Here is a 16,758-nt window from a genome sequence, read left to right on the forward strand (position 1 = left end):
TCGGGAAAATATTCTCTGCCAGCAATGACGGCAGGCAGAAAAATTAATCAGGAAATAATTTTGTCACAACCCGAGAACCCAGCTCTTCTTTAGTGAAGGAGATTTCGGTTTCACCACCGTCAAACTGTTGCGTAACAACAAGATTATCTGGCCCATTCCATTTGTAGATAACACTAATGCATCCACCGTCGCATTGAACAGAAAAATCCTTATTTGAGACAATTTTTTCCTGGAGATATTTAGCACTATCATCCGCTAATTCTTCCCTATACTCTCGATAAGTATTTATGAGGTTCATATGTTTATAAAAGCACTCACGAGAAGTATTATAATTATCAGGATCATGTTCAGTTTGCTTACAAACCTTCGACGATCCTGTTGTTTTTTTACCTACAATGATGCTTTTTTCAACTTTTTTCTTTTCATGAAATTTTAATGCTTCCTGATTATTAAAATAAAATATAGCAAGATCGTTATAAAAAAATACCATCTCATCGTCTAAGACTACAAACTCAGAAAATGGAAAATCGCACTTTTCGGCTGGGTTTACCGGAGTGATATCTAAAAATTCATTCGGTATCTTAATGTTATAGCCAGCGAAAAAAACCTCATAAAAACTTACTGTTTTAGAATTCATCCAGAATGATAAAGGTGTATTTCGTTGCGGCGCGTATTTGTATGTAAAAGATCAGTTCCCGTCGTCTCTGCAAAAAACAGAGAAATCGCACATACATCATAAGATGTTCACATCACGCCTGTTTCATATTATCCGGATATACTAATCACGGCAGATAGTGGTCAGCATTTGGATCACTACCAACATCGACTTCACATTTGCCAGAAAATAATTTTATGAAAGTATTTGCTTTAAAATTATATGCCGTATTAGCGCATCTACTTTCATTCACCTTTCCATTTTCTGGAATATTTTGCCCTCTAACCCATAGCATACTACTTTTACCATAAAACTCTATATCAAATAAATCAGGAGAAGGTGTTCCATTATCAATGGTGGAATAATATTTTGTACTCCCATTGAAATATGGCAACTCTGAGACCACTTCTCCATTTAGTTTATCAATAACCCACCCACATACCCATCCATCGTTACCGCATTCTTCAGGCAATTCTCCTTTTTTGCTAATATAAATGACATAGTGACCAGAAAAATTAACTGGTCTCAAAAGTGCGTTTTGAATTACCCCCTTCCATTTCGAAGAATAGTTTTCCTGCTGATTAGAAAGGTTTATTTTTTTCGTAAAAGAGTCAAAAAATAGATTTACTGGATAGTCTGAAAATTGAGGCGTATTATTCTCGGCAGCAAATATCGGAAAAACAAAAATAGAAAAAACAGATGACATTGTTTTATTTACCTTCATTTTTTGACTCCTCCAACACTTTAACCATATCATCCGGAGTAATATGCGATCTATTTATTCCATCACCTGAATAATAAGACATTCCTTCAATAGTAGCATATCTTCTTTTATGTATTCTGTTTCCATTAGTATCTGTTTTAACAGAACCATCAGGGTTTGTCTCAAACTCCGTTTTTGATCGACTAATTTCTTTACCTTGACGAACTCCCGCTGAGGCAAATTCTTTCGCCCAATCATAGATGGCATCTTCAACATTACCACCTCCTTCAAGGTAATTAATTATCGCTGGTCGCTTTATTTTAATTAAATATTCTTCGAATATTTTATCTTGTATTTCCTCATTATAAAGAACATTAACATCTAGGCCAAGTACTCTTACAGCTTCCTTTAGAGTTACTGGCACAATCTGAAATCGCCCAGTAGCAAATAAGCCATTCGAGGTAAGATCCGCTTGAGAAGTCATAACATCCTGAATAGTCATACTGGTTAAATTAGTATTGAAATGTGCTCTATACGTCACATGCACATTAAAAGCCGTATAATCATTTTGGGATTCTACGCTACCAAGTAAATCAGCAAATGAGCTATGCGCCCAACCACGATACTTAGTATATATTGCATCCAAAAACACAACCGGATGAAAATGCCACACCGGCTCACCATTATTAAAGGGCGATACCTCACTCATCCACTCCAGATCGGTCTGCCACTTCTCACAGTATGCCACTTCCTCTGCGTCCAGCTCCTTATAGAAGCCTTCCCACCGCCCCGTTGTGCGCCCGCCGTACCACTCGCTGTGGTGTCTGACCACCAGCCGGTTCACCACATTCCTCACCAGCGGGTCCCGCACCACCAGTGCCTGGCGGATCTCCTCTTCCGTCACCTTTCCGTCATGGTTGACGTCCATTTCCGCTATCAGGTCACGGTAAAAGGGCGGCACCTGTTCATACCATTCATCGCCCTGCTCTGCCGCAAGGCTTACTGCTCCAAACGCTTCCGGCACCCACCCTTCATATGGACTCTTTGTCATATCGCCGCTGCTGTTTTCCTCCAGCGGCTGAAAACCCAGCTTCAGAAAATCGTACTGTCCGGCCTCTGCCAAATCCTTCTCCGGCAGCCAGCCGCTGCCCGTGATGTTAAACCACCACTGCTTCGCTTCATCCGTCACCGGCGTTGTGGCCTCCCGCGGGAGAACGCGCTGAGCATCCAGGATGGCCGGCGTGGCGGTAAATGTCGCCTGCCCGTCTGTCGTCCGGCGGGTGTACAGTACTTTGCCTTTCGGGGCCAGAACCGTCCGTTTTTCGCCCTTCACCCCTGCCGGATTGCCTAAAAACGCCGGCATCTTCGGGTCCGTACTCAGTACCTCAAGATGGACAAACCATTCGCGCTCAGCCTGACCACCCTCACTGCCGGGGTAGTCCTCACACCCCATAAAGCCGACCGGCGTTCCGGCGCTGACCTTCCATTCTTCGGTTTCCCCTCCCGGCTGCACCTGGTCAAAAAGCCCCTTCGCTTTCACCTTCTGCATCCAGGCGGGCATCAGCGCCTGTATTTCGCCATCCGGCTCCATCAGCTCCGGGTCCAGCGTCACCCAGTACTGCTCATTTCCTGCCGCTTCTCCTTTCAGCAGACGCACCAGCCCGAACGTGGTCAGGATTGCCTCATGGTTTTTTATCACATAAAAACGCCCGGTGCGCGATAACACAACGCGGTCTCCTGCGCCGAGACTTTTACCGGCCGCCGGGGGAGCCTGGTACACCCGGGTATCCCCGCTCTCCTGACCGTCCGGAAGTCCATATTCCTCCTCCCTGTACTGGCGCAGCCGTATCCCGCTGTGTCCGGCCCTGACCTTATAGCAGGGGGAGACCGGATAATCCATCACCGGGGCCAGATGCATATACAGACTGTAAAATTCCAGCCAGCTTTCCTGTTTTTGCGGGTCCGGCTGACACAGTGATTTCACCAGCACAAACGTGCTGCTGTAACGCAGTTCCTGCCCTTTCCAGTGAGCTTTCAGGTAGTCATTGTTTATCCGGTATGCCGCAATGGTGCCGTCAGCCATAAACTGAAGGGGAACCGGTTTGCCGGAGCTGAGCGTAGCCGGAGTCAGGGCAGAAAAAGGATTAGACACGTCACTGATATGTACTGCACCGTGCCACAGTCCGTTTCCTCCCAGTAGCCAGGTGCCGTGTGCCTCCCCGTCAACCAGCCGCATTATTTCCGCCAGGGAACGAAACTCTTTTCCGTCTTTATCCCTGACGGGGTAACAGATATTCATTTTTCCACCAACTACACTGGTACTCTGCGATCCGTCACCAAGGGCATTTTTATGTCGATAAAAAACACATGCAGGCTTTGCTTTTCGGTAATCGCCACCAGGGTAATAACCATTATTTTGTTTAAAATCTTACACCCATTGCTGCCCATTAAACATGGCCATATGTCCATAAGGGTGATCTCTTGTTATTTCGCCTTCTGGAAAATCATCTTTCCTAATCCCTTGAATAATTACCACATCACCCGAAATAAAACTACTCTCAAACGAGATAACCTGAAATCCTCTATGCAGCAATGCATCGCCATAATCTTTTGCACCCTCTATTGAAGGCCATGGGTTGATATCTCCCCCGGCACTGATTGCGTTTTTAACATACCTCGCGCAATATCCAACAGATCCCTGTTCTGCATGACTATTTAAATGTTCGATGGCCTTATTCACGTCCCACATGATATACCCTCACACCCAAAATTTTTTAGCTAACTGGCTGTACAGAATTAATCTTCCAGCAAGACTCATGATTAAGTTCTATTTTGTATTTATTCAATAATTCTTTCTCACCTAAAGAAAGCTGTACTTCAGATTGATTAAGTGTCTGCTTAATTACTTTGGCATTAATATGCGTAAGCCACGATTCAAAAAAATCCTGTGCATGAGTAAAATAGTCATAATCAATTTCACCATGCAATTGCTTTTTTTTCAGTTCACTGAGTAAAGATGAACTAACCCACTTGTTTATTCTGGCATTATCGCCGTTATAATTTTGTGTTAGAGGGTACTTCTCATCCTTAATTTCATTGAGATACCATCTATAAAAGTAGAGAACTGTTTCCTGCGGTGATGAGCATTCAATCTCCCCTGCTATGACTTTACTCAGAGGAATAAATAGCAATAAAACCATCAATAAAAAAAATTTCAGGCTAATCTTTCTCATAAATGTCCCCTGACAATTGAGTCTTATCCTGGATCCAATATATTTTCCCATCAATAAGCCATATTATCTCACCCAGAGAGCTGAACTTGTTTCCGCCTTTAACCCTGAAGGGTAACTAATTCTCATAATCAGTCCTTATCGTGAAAATATTCTCCGGAGTTGCGGCGGTACCGGAATGCTCGACTGGCTCAACACCCGTACCGGCAATATCCTGCGCCAGCAACTGTCATTCTCTGATACAGATCTGCCGTTACTGTACCGCGCAGAGCGGGCGTTACAGCTTATCTGCGACAAACTTCAGCAGGTAGATTTGAAACAGCCGCCACGCGTGGAAAACCTGCTTTATTTTGTGCAGAACACGCGAAAACGGCTGGAGCCGCCGCAGAAAAGCAGCGTGAATACGCCGTCACAAACCACGGTCAGAACACTGGTTTATGCGCCGGAAAGCGCACTGCCCGCGACGCCAGAGGCTCTCCTGCCCGTACCTGATTTACCGGAAATGAAGGTCAGGGTTCAGCACGGTGCCAGCCCTGAAACAAAGCCTATTACGGGCCGCAATGTAAAATCATTTCTGGCGGGTGTTGCCTGTACCGCCGCCGTCGCAGCCGTTCTCTGGTGGTGGCGGGTATACCCGATGCAGCAGCAACTGGCGCAGGTAACAGATACCGCGCAAGGCGCGGCAACGGCCTGGCTGGCCTCCCCTGATCTGGGTAGCTACGGGCAACGGCTGTTACCGCTTCCTGATGTTCCGCCATTGCAACTGCTGGAGACGGGTATGCAGATGATGCGAACAGCAGACAGTCGCTGGCCCGAGAGTCTGCAACAGCAGCAGGCAACGGCTCGGTGGAACGCTGTTCTGCACACGCGGGCGCAGAACAGCCCGAATATGAAAGGCTGGAAACAGGCGCGGGAAAATTTACGGGATTTCGCCGACCTGATGCTGAAAAAAGAAACTGAAAAGCAAGGTTTTACCCTCTCATATATCAAAACAGTGACATGGCAGGCGGAGCGGTTATTGAATCAGGCAACGCCGCTGGAATATCTGCTGACGCAGTACCAGGATGCCCGCGCCCGCAAGCAAAACACTGAAGCTCTGGAAAAAGAGATCAATGAACGGCTGGACGGCGTGTTAAGCCGTTGGCTGCTGCTGCACCTCACAACGCCGGATTCGGCAATGGATAGTGAAGCCGGGCAACCGGTATCCACTAATAATTAAGGTACAAGGAGAACAACAATGGCCAATCTCGTTTATCTGACACTAAACGGAGACATACAGGGAATGATTTCAGCTGGGTGCTCGTCAATGCAGTCCATTGGCAACAAAGCCCAGCTCGCGCATCTGGATGAGATCATGGTCACATCGTTAAGCCACGGTCTGAGCCGCGATCAAAACGTCAATCATCAGATGCTGACCATCATTAAACCCGTGGATAAATCCTCGCCTCTGCTGGGTAAGGCGATTTCGGATAATGAGTGTCTGACCTGTGTTTTTACTTTTTACCGTACCAACCGTTTTGGCATAAATGAACTGTACTACAAGCTCAAACTGACTAATGCCCGAATATCGAATATCAGTCTGAACGTTCCCCATACCATTACCGACAGTGGAGGGCAGCCAGAAGAGTCAATCTCGTTTAGCTATGAAAGCATTAACTGGGAACACTGTATCGCTGGCACCAGCGCTTACAGTCTGTGGAGTGAACGGCTTTTTTAAAGAAGAGATATACGGGGGATGAGCGTTCTGACTTCCAGTCTGTTGTCTATCGCAGATACTTTTTGCAAAAAATATCCACAGCCCTGGAAAAAATTGAATATGTCCGATTAACGAAAGGTTATAGGCTGCCCCGGAAGTTTCCTGACTGGTTGTAATGATGTTTTCTGCCACAAACCTGCTGGGTGGTATTATTTATGGACAAACGACATCGCTCATTCATACCTGGTTTGTACCGGGCTATCCAGCGATTTTCTTTCCTGGCGACCTGACGTTACAGCAAAGGGATTTAAACCCCTCATCCGGCGCTCCTGCGAGCGTTGATGGAAACACCTGTATCTGACACCCTTACCGTAGATGTTCTGCTGCATTTGCCGGGGTGGTATGTTTATGATGCGCAACGATTTACGTGATTCGTTAACACGGCGAATTAAATCTGGTTAAGCCTGTATGTTGTGGGTTCCAGAAAATCAAAACCAGCAGACAGGAGTACCGCACTCAAGTCCCTACAGTGCGCTTAATTCCGTACACCTGTCCTGATTGATGTTGTGTACAAGAGGCTGGTTCAACGACTTTTATCCCTTCGCTATCAGATAGTGGCAAGAACCAAACCCACATCTGACGAAGTACAAAATAGCTGGCAAATAATGTGAATTGCCTGCAATGCTGTAAGGGATCGTTTCGTGGTGGTCTGCCTGGTGGTCTTGAAAATAGCCAAAGATAGTTTTATTATTTAAAACAGTTCATTAGCTCAAAAGACTGCGCCGAGTCCGGCACCAAATTTCATATTAACGGACCTCCACGGAGGTCCGTTTTTGCATTCTGAGCCCGCCAGAATCAACACTTCTGCATTCCCTTAACGACACCCTGACCGCTGCGTCAGCAGCGCATAAAGTTTAGCCGGCTCCAGAGGCTTGCGAAGCACCAGGTACCCCTTCTGCTCCGCCTCCAGCAGAACCGGTGAATTAAATTCGCCGCTGACTATCGCGCCGCTCATATCTGCGTCAACTCTGTTAACGCCAATCTGCGCTGGTCGTTCTGAATTATTTCCATTAAAAGAACCCGCCCTCGTGGCGGGTTTCTGCTTTTGGCTTCTGACGAAGCTAGGGATCGTTCCCAACCGCGTCCAGCAGTTTGTTTTTAAAGATAAACAAACACGCCTCGTTGAAGTTCCCTGCCCCTAACCGCTCCGACAGCACCGTTCGCTTGCGATAGAGGCTTTTAACCGACATATTCAGCTTATCTGCAATCTCTTCCATTGACCTCCCTGCCTTCAGCAACCGGATCATTATCGCTTCGTGTCGACTCAGCCGTAAGTTAAGCAGCCATTTGGTTGTCAGACGCCTGCCTTTCATATCAAGCACCAGATTGAATAACGACGCCATATCCGGAGCCGTAAGCGACGTGTTCATAAACAGCTTCATACTGAGAAGATCCTCCTCTCGAGGACGCATATCCAGCATAACGCAGCAGATCGTTTTTCTCGTTCTGGCCGGATGGCGTATCAGGTAATCATATAAACGGAGCGGCGTACGGCTATCAATCAGTACAGTATATTCATTTGCGTCGGTATCAAATATGTTTCTGTCTATCGAACTGAGGCAAATTATATCCGGGAAAAATAGCCGCATCCCCCTGACAAGGAAACAATCCTGAGTCACTAACACTATTGAAGTCGCCACTAACCATCCCTTTTAGATTAAAGCAAGCCCGCCTCTTAAGAAACAAGAACGCTTTCGTTTATAGCGTTTTACATTAACGGCAAATGTTTTCTGGCTTTGATCATCCCTCAATATGACATTGGTGAGCTAGACTTTTTGTAGACTATCACTCAATGCCTGGCGTTAATTATAAATAAAAAAGAATTTCAGAAAAGTCACTTCTCTGAACATTAAGAATTTTTGTCATGAAACTTCCCAAACATGCACCAGAAAGTACTTTAATTAACTCAGCAGAACTTCATTTCTAATATAAAAAAACAGGAAGCAGCAAAAGAAAAAACATTTAATATCAATCAGTTAAAAAGAGAAATCCTGCACTGAATTATCTAAAAAACTTACTTCTTCCAGAATTATCTCAAAACCTCCCAGCCGCTTTTCAACTTATTTATCCCCCAACATATCGGGTGTACATTAAGCCCAATCAGACCACTGAGATGAGGGCTCATAATTACCTTTAAGTAAGTACCCCATAACGTAGCATCATTCAGATTTAATGTTCTCCTTTATGCCCTTTAACACAGAGTTAAAAGGCGGCCGTGTTATGCAATGGATTCACGATAAACAAATGGCAAATAGATATGGAAAGATCGCTTAGCTTCACTACGTTATTCTTTTATCGCACCACAATATTATTGCTCCTGCTTTTACTCTTTCCTGTTCTGGTTCAGGCTGATGAATCCGTTTATGAGCATCAGATACAACAGGCACGTAACGGTAATTACGCTCTGTTTCTTGATTACCTACAGCGCTATGAGCAACAGCATGCTTTAACACCCGGACAGGTTGCGGACTGGTTACAGGTAGCCTCCTGGGCAGGACGCGATGATGAGGTTATCCGGGTCTGGCAGCGTTATGGTATTTGTATGCCGCTGCCCGCTCGCGCCATCGCTGCTGTCGCCCAGTCCAGAAGAAACCAAAAAGCCTGGCCATCCGCCTTATCGCTGTGGAAAGAGGCGCTCAGCCTTGCGCCAGATAACGACGATTACCGCATCGGCTATGTTAAGACCCTGGCCGATGCCCGCAGAGATCGCCTCGCGCTTTCGGAAGCCCGGCGGCTGGTTAAGGACAGTCCTTCTCCCGCGCACCTTGAGACGCTCTCCTATGTCTGGATGCGCCAGGGTAAAAACGGGGACCGGCTGCTGGCGGACATGCGCGCACTGAACGCCGCACCCGGGAATAATGCCCTTCTTCGCGAGACGATCGATGCGTTAACGGAAAACCGGGTGAGCACGCCCGCACTCTGGCTGTCGCAAAGCGCGGCGATGTCTCCCGCGGAGCGCCGCCGCCTTGAGCGTAACGCCGCGGCTGAAAGGGTACGCCTGGCGGATGTGCCTGGCAGAACGGAGAAAGAGCGCCTGCGGCTGGCACAAAACGCGTTAGATCGCTATCACGCCCTGCTTTCCCGCTGGCAAAACGAACCGCAGGCGGCTGAAGACGTCGTCCTTGCACGTATCGATCGGCTTGGCGCCCTGTATGCGCAGGGTAATTACCGGCAGGTCATTAGCGAATATGAGGCGCTGACGGCCGAACAGCATCCGGTACCGGACTGGGCCATCGGCTGGGTGATCTCGGCATATTTGCAGGAGAAAAATGCCGTCGCCGCCTTCTCGCTTGTGCAACGCTATCCACACTACGCCTCCGATCCGCAGGATGAGGAGCATGCGCTTTTCTACGCCTGGCTGGATACGGGGCAGTATCAGACCGCCCGCCGCTACGTTGAGCGCGAGACCCGCAGCGTTCCCTGGACCCGCTACGATTTCGGATCCCCGACCGCTCAGCCGAACGATCGGTGGCTCACCGGACAGTCTCTCAAACTTAACTATTTGCTGGCGACCAACGCCCTGCCGGAGGCCGAAAAGCTGTCGTATCGTCTGGCATCAACGGCGCCGGGAAATCAGGGGTTACAGATTGATTATGCCGCCCTGCTTCAGGCCAGAGGCCTGCCGCGCGCGGCCGAGCAAAAGCTTAAACGAGCAGAGGCGCTTGAACCCGCGAATCTGGAGCTTGAAAAACAGCAGGCTTACGTCGCAATGGACCTTCAGGAGTGGCGCCAGATGGATTTACTGGCTGCTGACGTGATTGCTCGCGCCCCCGCCGATCGCAGCGCCCGTCGCCTGGACAGGCTCAGAGCGGTCCACCACATGTCTGAGCTGCGTCTGAACGCGGGTAAAGGATTGCACTCAGATAACCCCGTCAGCGGTAGCCACGATATGAGCTGGGACTCCACGCTCTATGGCCCGCCCGTGGCGGATAACTGGCGGCTGTTTGCCGGCGCCCGCTATGCCCAGGGGAATTTCGACGAAGGTAAAGGCATCAGCCGCCACCTGCTGGGCGGCGTTGAGTGGTGCCCCCGAGACCTCACGCTCGAAGCCGAGCTCTCCAGCAACCGCTATCACGGTACAAACAGGCCGGGCGCACGGCTCTCAACAACCTACAGCCTGAGTGATCACTGGCAGGTCAGCGGTAACCTCGAACGCTTGTCACGCGCCACACCCTTACGGGCATTACGCAATGGGATCAGCGCCAACCGGGGTGAAGGGGGGGTGCGCTGGTATCAAAACGAGCGACGTGAATACCAGTTCAACGCCGCCGTCAGCCGCTTCTCAGACCACAACCGCCGTCAGGAATACACCCTCTCTGGGAAAGAGCGTCTCTGGCAGACCCCGACCCTGACGCTGGATCTCGAACCGGGGATCGCCGCCAGTAAAAACAGCCTGCGGAATACGCTCTATTACAACCCGGCACGGGATCTGTCCGTGACGGCTGCCCTGTCCGTTGACCATGAGATGTACCGCCACTACGACACCCTCTGGAGCCAGCAGTTCGTGGCAGGAGGGGGCAGCTACTGGCAGAAAAATCAGTCCGCGGGTGCCGTTACCCTGCTGGGTTACGGGCAACGCATCCAGTGGAACAACGTTGTCGATACTGGCGTGATGCTGAACTGGGATAAGCGCCCTTACGACGGCAAACGCGAGAGCAATCTCTCCGTCACGTTAGATGCGACTTTACGCTTTTAAGGATGAATATGCTGAACACACGTTTTTCTGTAAGCCTGATCGTCATCGGCTGGCTCTGCCTCAGCGCGAGCCTCTGCGCGCAGCCGCTCTCCTTTATGGCCCCTGAAGAGAGGCCGCAGCTGGAGGCCAGCAAACCGTGGCCGGAGAATCAGTTTCTGGTCCTGGCCTACCACGACGTCGAAGATGATGCCGCCGATCAGCGCTACCTCTCCGTTCGCACCAGCGCGTTAAACGAGCAGATAAGCTGGCTTTTGCACAACGGCTATCACGCCATCAGCGTGCAGGACATTCTGGATGCGCATGAAGGGAAAAAAGCGCTGCCGCCGAAAGCCGTTTTGCTCAGCTTTGACGACGGCTACAGCAGCTTTTACACCCGGGTCTGGCCTCTGCTTCAGGCCTGGAACGTTCCTGCGCTGTGGGCGCCGGTGGGCAGTTGGGTGGATACGCCGGCAAATCAAAAAGTTAACTTCGGCGGTCTGATGACGCCCCGCGATCGCTTTGCCACCTGGGATATGGTACGAGAGCTCAGCCAGTCCCCGCTGATTGAGATTGGCTCGCATACCTGGGCCTCGCATTACGGCATTCCGGCCAACCCGCAGGGAAGCCGTGAACCCGCCATCGCCAACCGTTTTTTCGATAACGCGACGGGGCATTACGAAACCGATGAACACTTCAACCAGCGGATCGCCGCAGACGTACGGAAAGTCACCGATAAAATCACCCAGGTGACGGGAAAAGCGCCGCGTGCCTGGGTGTGGCCCTATGGGGCTGCCAACGGTACGTCGCTCGCTATCGCCCAAAAACAGGGCTATCAGTTGGCCTTTACCCTGGAAGACGGGCTGGGAAACGTGCGCGACCTCGGCAACATCCCGCGCCTGCTGATCGCCGGAAATCCGTCGATAAAAACCTTTGCCAACACGGTTAGCCGCGTTCAGGAGTTTGACCCGGTGCGCGTCATGCATGTCGATCTCGATTACGTCTACGATCCCGATCCGGCCCAGCAGACGAAAAACATCAACAAACTCGTCCAGCGGGTCTACGACATGAAAATCAGCCATGTGTTTCTCCAGGCGTTTTCGGATCCGCGGGGCGACGGCAGGATCGATGCGCTCTATTTCCCCAACCGTCGGCTCCCGGTCCGGGCCGATCTCTTTAATTTTGTCGCCTGGCAGCTACAAACCCGCGCGGGAGTGAAAGTCTTCGCGTGGATGCCGGTTCTCTCTTTCGATCTCAGTCCAGCCTTGCCGCGCGTGCAGCGCCGGGATCGTCAAACGGGAGAGTTGACCGTGGCCGCCGAGCCCTATATCAGGCTCTCCCCCTGGAGTCCGCAGGTTCGCCAGCAGGTGACGGAGATCTATGAAGATCTGGCCCGCTATGCCAGCTTCAATGGCATCTTATTTCATGATGACGCGGTGCTGACGGACGTTGACGATGCCGGACAGGACACGACCCGACAGAAGAGTCAGCGACTTATCGGCTTTACCCGCACCCTGAGCCAGGCGGTGAAAAACATCCGTGGCCCACAGATCAAAACCGCGCGGAACATGTTCGCGCTGCCCATTATCGAGCCGGAAAGCGAGGCATGGTTTGCGCAAAATATCGATGATTTTCTGGCGGCCTACGACTGGACGGTGCCGATGGCAATGCCGCTGATGGAGTCCGTCCCGGCAGAAGAGAGCAATGCCTGGCTGACGCGTTTAGTCAAAGCCGTCGCCGCACGCCCCGGCGCGCTGAATAAAACGATTTTTGAGCTACAGGCCAGGGACTGGGCACAGAAACCGCAGCGTGCCGTAGCCGATGAACGTCTGATGGAGTGGATGCGGGTGCTCCAGCTGAACGGCATCAAAAATTACGGTTATTACCCCGACGACTTCCTCAACAACCAACCTGATATCTCACGTATCAGACCTGAATTTTCTTCGTACTGGTATCCTGACAATGACTGATCGCATTATCGCCTTCTCTATTTTGTGTCTGGTATTCGGGTTGCCGTTAGGCGTAGCCGCGCTGTTTACCGGCGAACTGATTCTGGACTTTGTCTTTTTCTGGCCGCTGTTTATGTCCGTGCTCTGGGTAACCGGCGGCCTCTATTTCTGGTTTCAGCTTGAACGGCACTGGTCGTGGGATAACGCAACACCCGCCCCCGCCTTAGCCGGTGAGCCGTTAATCTCGATTCTTATTCCCTGCTTCAATGAGGAACGCAACGCACGGGAGACCATTAGCGCCGCGCTGGGTCAGCGGTACTGGAATGTGGAAGTTATCGCCATCAACGACGGTTCTTCTGATAACACGGCGGAGGTACTGCAACAGCTGGCGCGAGAGCAACCGCGCCTGCGGGTGATTAATCTCGCGGAGAACCAGGGGAAAGCCGTGGCGCTCAAGGCCGGCGCTGCGGCGGCCCGGGGCGATTTGCTGGTCTGCATTGACGGCGACGCCCTGCTCGACCGCGACACCGCGGCGTATCTGGTGGCACCGCTGATTCAGTATCCCCACGTTGGGGCCGTCACCGGGAATCCGCGTATTCGCACGCGCTCAACGCTGATTGGCCGTATTCAGGTGGGCGAGTTTTCTTCCATTATTGGCCTCATCAAGCGAACGCAGCGGATCTATGGCCGGGTCTTTACCGTCTCCGGCGTCATCGCCGCCTTTCGCCGACAGGCGCTGGCGGATGTCGGGTACTGGAGCCCGGACATGATCACAGAGGATATCGACATAAGCTGGAAGCTTCAGCTTCGCCACTGGGATATCTTTTTTGAGCCGCGGGCACTGTGCTGGATCCTGATGCCGGAGACGCTAAAGGGGCTGTGGAAACAGCGTCTGCGCTGGGCGCAGGGGGGTGCAGAGGTGTTTCTGGTTAACCTGCGCAAGATGGCCCGCTGGGAGCATCATCGCATGTGGCCCCTGTTTCTTGAGTACGCGCTATCAACGCTGTGGGCGTTTGCCTATGGGGCGACCGTAGTGTTGTTCATTCTCAGCCATATTATCCCTCTTCCCGCGAACCTGGCCGTTGCGAGCCTGTTTCCCCCGGCGTTTACCGGGCTGCTGCTGGGCGTGATGTGCCTGCTGCAATTCCTCGTCAGTTTGTATATCGAGCGGCGCTACGAGCGGAAAGTGGCAGGCTCGCTGTTCTGGGTAATCTGGTTCCCGATGGTGTACTGGATGATTGGCCTGTTTACCACCCTCGTGGCATTTCCGAAAGTCATGCTTAAACGCAAACGCGCCCGCGCGCGCTGGATCAGTCCGGACCGGGGTAAAGGGAGCATTCAATGAACGAGAATACGTTAATTTTGACTGAACATCGGCTGGCACCGCGTCTTTTCGATGCCGCATTAACGCTGATAGCCTGGGGAGGATTCCTGTTTTTTCTGTACGCCAGGCTGTGGATGCAGTTAACCGAGGAGGGCGATCACCGCTGGAGCGTGATTATCGCCTCTTTTAATACGGTGCTGGTCTATCTGCTGATTGCCGCGTTCAACGGCTGGCTGCTGATCCTGTGGTATCAGTACAATCGCCGCCGCGCGCATGTGAGGCGGCGTCATCCGGAAATGTTGCGCCATGACGAGCTTGCCCAAAGTTTTAACGTCACGCCGCAAATTATGTCCGAGATGAGCCAGTACAACCTGCTGACGGTTTACCATGACCAGATTGGCCGGATCATTGATTTGAAGATCAGCGAGCAGCAGGAAGAGGAAGAGCAGTAATGAAACGCCCCCGCAACATGCCCTGCGGGGGCGTTTTTATAACAGGGAGACGTTATTTATCTTTCACCACAATCAGCGGTTCAATATCGCTCTCTTTCTTCACCACCAGCGAGTCATCCCCGCGCAGACAGGTTCCGCCATAGTTCCCGCCCACGGTAAAAGTGCAGACCTGAATGTATCTGCCGTCAACTTTCGGCAGGCACCATAGCTGCTGGTAGATATTTTTACGGTCGGCAAACTTGCCGCTGGACTGGTCCAGCAGTTCGTCCTGGGCGCCGATCAGATCGATATTGCTCCCGCAGCGTCCGGCGATCGGTTTAACGGCATAACCGGTCCGTTTGAGCAGATCGTTGACCTCAAAATCGGTATCCAGCAGGTAACGGTGGTTCGGGAACAGCTGCCACAGCACCGGCAGGATCGCCTTGTTACCTGGGATCACCGTCCACAGCGGTTCAAAGACCAGCACTTCCGGGCGCAGCAGGACGTCAATCAGGCGCACTTCACCTTGCGGGTGACCGGTGCGGATAGGCACGGCGGCGTACTCGGTTTCGCTCACCTCGCGGATCTGCTCAATCGCCGTTTCCCACGCCCAGGTTTTCCATACGCAGTTGACGTGACGGCCTTCATCATCAATCAGTTGCCCGGCGGCATCCCAGCTCAGCGCCCCCAGTCCATGCAGGATTTTGGTTTCAAACCCGGCCTGGATCAGCGAGCGCTGAATAAAGAGCGCGTGGTAATCCTCTTCGATATCGTTGTCCTGCATGATATGGACGAACGGCCGCGCGTGGCTGTGCTTCCATGCGCCGGTCAGCTCCTCCAGCAAGCCTTCCGCCGGATTGTGGCCGGTGCCGCGATAGCCGTTTTTCACCCACTCTTCAAGAATGAGCCCGCCCTCGGTATGGCAGGAGGCGGAATCCGCGTTGTACTCGTAAACCTTGATGCCGCGTTCATCCATGCAGAAATCCATACGACCGGTGATCATATGGTGACGACGCCACTGCCAGGAGAGGCGCAGACGCGGCCAGAGAATTTTCGGGATGTCGAAAAGCGCTAGTAAGCTGTCGTCTTTCAGCACCTTGTCGGTGGCATGAAGGTACATCAGATGCAGTTCGTTGGTGGCTTTGATCAGCTCCTGCTCGGCGCTTTCGGTAATGGTAAAGTACTGGCAGGGATCGTTGTTAATAACGTGGCCGTTGGCGCGAACGTACGCCTGTTGCAGGGCGTCGTTTTCATTGAGCCATTTTCCGTCGAACTGACGGTTGTTCTTCAACCGCGCGCCGCTGATTTTCAGCAGCTTACCGTCGATCTCCGGCTGAGGAATACTGTGTTCCGTCTCCTCCGTCTGGATCATCCAGCCGAGGATCTCGGTATCGTTGAACGTGTCATGAAGCGTATAGCAACCATCCTCCACGCTCAGACGAAGCTCGCGCGTCCACTGCTGCCCCATCGGCAGCGGGGAGTGAATAACGTTCTGCTCGGCAATGCGCACTCTGTCATCCAGCAGCTGGGTAATGACGGCGACGTGGCCGGTCTCATGAAACTCACCGCCCTTTTGCCAGATGAGCAGCGCACCGGCCTGCGGCGCGCGTTTTGAGCCATTAGCAAAGGCCTGTAGCGGCAAAATATTGTCGTTTACCACCTGGCGCAAAAAACGCAGGGAGAAGATCTCCCACGCCATCCCGACGTCGGTAAAAACAAACCCGTGATTGAGAAACAGGAAACGGCGCGCAAACTCAACGCACTGCCATTTATGGCCCATGTATTCGTTGCCGATATAGCTGCGGAATTCCGCGTCTTCCGGATAGTGACGCGGATCGAGACTGCCGTAATTTGAAGAGTAAATCGCCACGCCACCCGGCGCATAACCTAATAACGTCCCGAAGGGTGCGTCACTGCTTAACGTTCCTTTACGCATGTGTCCAACCTAAAACAGGCAGGCGGCAATTTTTTTGTGGGGTTGTCGTCGTCTGCACGTTGTAATTAACTGACAGAGGTGGCGTTATCATACACCCGCCCT

Annotated in this window: 12 protein-coding genes and 1 pseudogene; 6 read left to right on the top strand and 7 right to left on the bottom strand. The window is 51.5% G+C overall.

Annotated features, from left to right (window positions below; genetic code table 11):
* Positions 1-43: 43 nt before the first annotated feature.
* From RS584_RS19530 to RS584_RS19550, 5 genes are all read right to left on the bottom strand, one after another.
* Positions 44-637, bottom strand: a complete 594-nt coding sequence (locus RS584_RS19530; RefSeq protein ID WP_062938044.1) for a hypothetical protein — start codon at positions 635-637, stop codon at positions 44-46.
* Positions 638-782: 145 nt separating this feature from the next.
* Complete coding sequence (locus tag RS584_RS19535; protein WP_128771905.1) at positions 783-1,379, bottom strand: hypothetical protein; 597 nt, start codon at positions 1,377-1,379, stop codon at positions 783-785.
* On the bottom strand, positions 1,366-3,657 hold the full coding sequence (locus RS584_RS19540) for an EF-hand domain-containing protein (RefSeq protein WP_315748492.1): 2,292 nt from the start codon (positions 3,655-3,657) through the stop codon (positions 1,366-1,368). The genes RS584_RS19535 and RS584_RS19540 overlap by 14 nt, the downstream gene beginning before the upstream one ends.
* A 129-nt stretch (positions 3,658-3,786) precedes the next feature.
* Positions 3,787-4,107 carry a hypothetical protein gene (locus RS584_RS19545; protein WP_315748493.1) on the bottom strand — a complete coding sequence of 107 codons (321 nt, stop codon included), beginning with the start codon at positions 4,105-4,107 and terminating at the stop codon, positions 3,787-3,789.
* Between the two features lie 25 nt (positions 4,108-4,132).
* A complete protein-coding gene (locus tag RS584_RS19550; RefSeq protein ID WP_315748494.1) occupies positions 4,133-4,591 on the bottom strand; it encodes a DUF3828 domain-containing protein in 459 nt (152 codons plus the stop codon).
* 169 nt (positions 4,592-4,760) lie between these two features.
* Here RS584_RS19550 and RS584_RS19555 point away from each other — a divergent pair.
* Together RS584_RS19555 and RS584_RS19560 are read left to right on the top strand one after the other, a co-directional pair.
* Positions 4,761-5,807: pseudogene (locus tag RS584_RS19555) on the top strand (VasL domain-containing protein); the annotation flags it as partial.
* Positions 5,808-5,825: 18 nt separating this feature from the next.
* Positions 5,826-6,305 (top strand): Hcp family type VI secretion system effector, encoded by a 480-nt coding sequence (locus RS584_RS19560; RefSeq protein ID WP_045349740.1) that lies wholly within the window; start codon positions 5,826-5,828, stop codon positions 6,303-6,305.
* Between the two features lie 1,100 nt (positions 6,306-7,405).
* On the opposite strand, the gene RS584_RS19565 is transcribed toward RS584_RS19560, so the two are convergent.
* Positions 7,406-7,933, bottom strand: a complete 528-nt coding sequence (locus tag RS584_RS19565) for a helix-turn-helix transcriptional regulator (protein WP_003862459.1) — start codon at positions 7,931-7,933, stop codon at positions 7,406-7,408.
* A 668-nt stretch (positions 7,934-8,601) separates the two neighbouring features.
* On the opposite strand from RS584_RS19565, the gene pgaA reads away from it, so the two are divergent.
* From pgaA to pgaD, 4 genes are read left to right on the top strand one after another with little or no spacing between them, the layout of a single operon-like run.
* Positions 8,602-11,040 carry a poly-beta-1,6 N-acetyl-D-glucosamine export porin PgaA gene (gene pgaA / locus RS584_RS19570; protein ID WP_315748496.1) on the top strand — a complete coding sequence of 813 codons (2,439 nt, stop codon included), beginning with the start codon at positions 8,602-8,604 and terminating at the stop codon, positions 11,038-11,040.
* An 8-nt stretch (positions 11,041-11,048) separates the two neighbouring features.
* The gene (gene pgaB / locus RS584_RS19575) at positions 11,049-12,986 is read left to right on the top strand and encodes a poly-beta-1,6-N-acetyl-D-glucosamine N-deacetylase PgaB (protein WP_196348086.1); all 1,938 of its coding nucleotides are present in this window, start codon (positions 11,049-11,051) and stop codon (positions 12,984-12,986) included.
* The gene (gene pgaC, locus RS584_RS19580) at positions 12,979-14,310 is read left to right on the top strand and encodes a poly-beta-1,6-N-acetyl-D-glucosamine synthase (protein WP_015571860.1); all 1,332 of its coding nucleotides are present in this window, start codon (positions 12,979-12,981) and stop codon (positions 14,308-14,310) included. The genes pgaB and pgaC overlap by 8 nt, the downstream gene beginning before the upstream one ends.
* Positions 14,307-14,741: a poly-beta-1,6-N-acetyl-D-glucosamine biosynthesis protein PgaD gene (gene pgaD, locus RS584_RS19585; protein WP_015571861.1), complete on the top strand. Its 435-nt coding sequence runs from the start codon at positions 14,307-14,309 to the stop codon at positions 14,739-14,741. The genes pgaC and pgaD overlap by 4 nt, the downstream gene beginning before the upstream one ends.
* Before the next feature lie 52 nt (positions 14,742-14,793).
* Here the strand turns inward: pgaD and gss are convergent, their stop codons facing one another.
* Entirely contained in the window at positions 14,794-16,656 is a 1,863-nt protein-coding gene (gss, locus tag RS584_RS19590) for a bifunctional glutathionylspermidine amidase/synthase (protein WP_315748498.1), read from the bottom strand.
* Positions 16,657-16,758 lie beyond the last annotated feature (102 nt).

Origin of the sequence: Enterobacter sp. DTU_2021_1002640_1_SI_PRY_ASU_LCPMC_013 (genome assembly GCF_032389435.1) — a bacterium.
GTDB classification, from domain to species: Bacteria; Pseudomonadota; Gammaproteobacteria; order Enterobacterales; family Enterobacteriaceae; genus Enterobacter; species Enterobacter hormaechei_C.

What these genes read in the sequence shown, in the direction of transcription:
- RS584_RS19535 (WP_128771905.1), bottom strand. Translation starts at nt 1,379, where the DNA reads ATGAAGGTAAATAAAACAATGTCATCTGTTTTTTCTATTTTTGTTTTT.
- RS584_RS19565 (WP_003862459.1), bottom strand. Translation starts at nt 7,933, where the DNA reads ATGCGGCTATTTTTCCCGGATATAATTTGCCTCAGTTCGATAGACAGA.
- pgaB (WP_196348086.1), top strand. Translation starts at nt 11,049, where the DNA reads ATGCTGAACACACGTTTTTCTGTAAGCCTGATCGTCATCGGCTGGCTC.
- RS584_RS19540 (WP_315748492.1), bottom strand. Translation starts at nt 3,657, where the DNA reads ATGAATATCTGTTACCCCGTCAGGGATAAAGACGGAAAAGAGTTTCGT.
- RS584_RS19560 (WP_045349740.1), top strand. Translation starts at nt 5,826, where the DNA reads ATGGCCAATCTCGTTTATCTGACACTAAACGGAGACATACAGGGAATG.
- pgaD (WP_015571861.1), top strand. Translation starts at nt 14,307, where the DNA reads ATGAACGAGAATACGTTAATTTTGACTGAACATCGGCTGGCACCGCGT.
- RS584_RS19530 (WP_062938044.1), bottom strand. Translation starts at nt 637, where the DNA reads ATGAATTCTAAAACAGTAAGTTTTTATGAGGTTTTTTTCGCTGGCTAT.
- RS584_RS19550 (WP_315748494.1), bottom strand. Translation starts at nt 4,591, where the DNA reads ATGAGAAAGATTAGCCTGAAATTTTTTTTATTGATGGTTTTATTGCTA.
- pgaA (WP_315748496.1), top strand. Translation starts at nt 8,602, where the DNA reads ATGGAAAGATCGCTTAGCTTCACTACGTTATTCTTTTATCGCACCACA.
- gss (WP_315748498.1), bottom strand. Translation starts at nt 16,656, where the DNA reads ATGCGTAAAGGAACGTTAAGCAGTGACGCACCCTTCGGGACGTTATTA.
- RS584_RS19545 (WP_315748493.1), bottom strand. Translation starts at nt 4,107, where the DNA reads ATGTGGGACGTGAATAAGGCCATCGAACATTTAAATAGTCATGCAGAA.
- pgaC (WP_015571860.1), top strand. Translation starts at nt 12,979, where the DNA reads ATGACTGATCGCATTATCGCCTTCTCTATTTTGTGTCTGGTATTCGGG.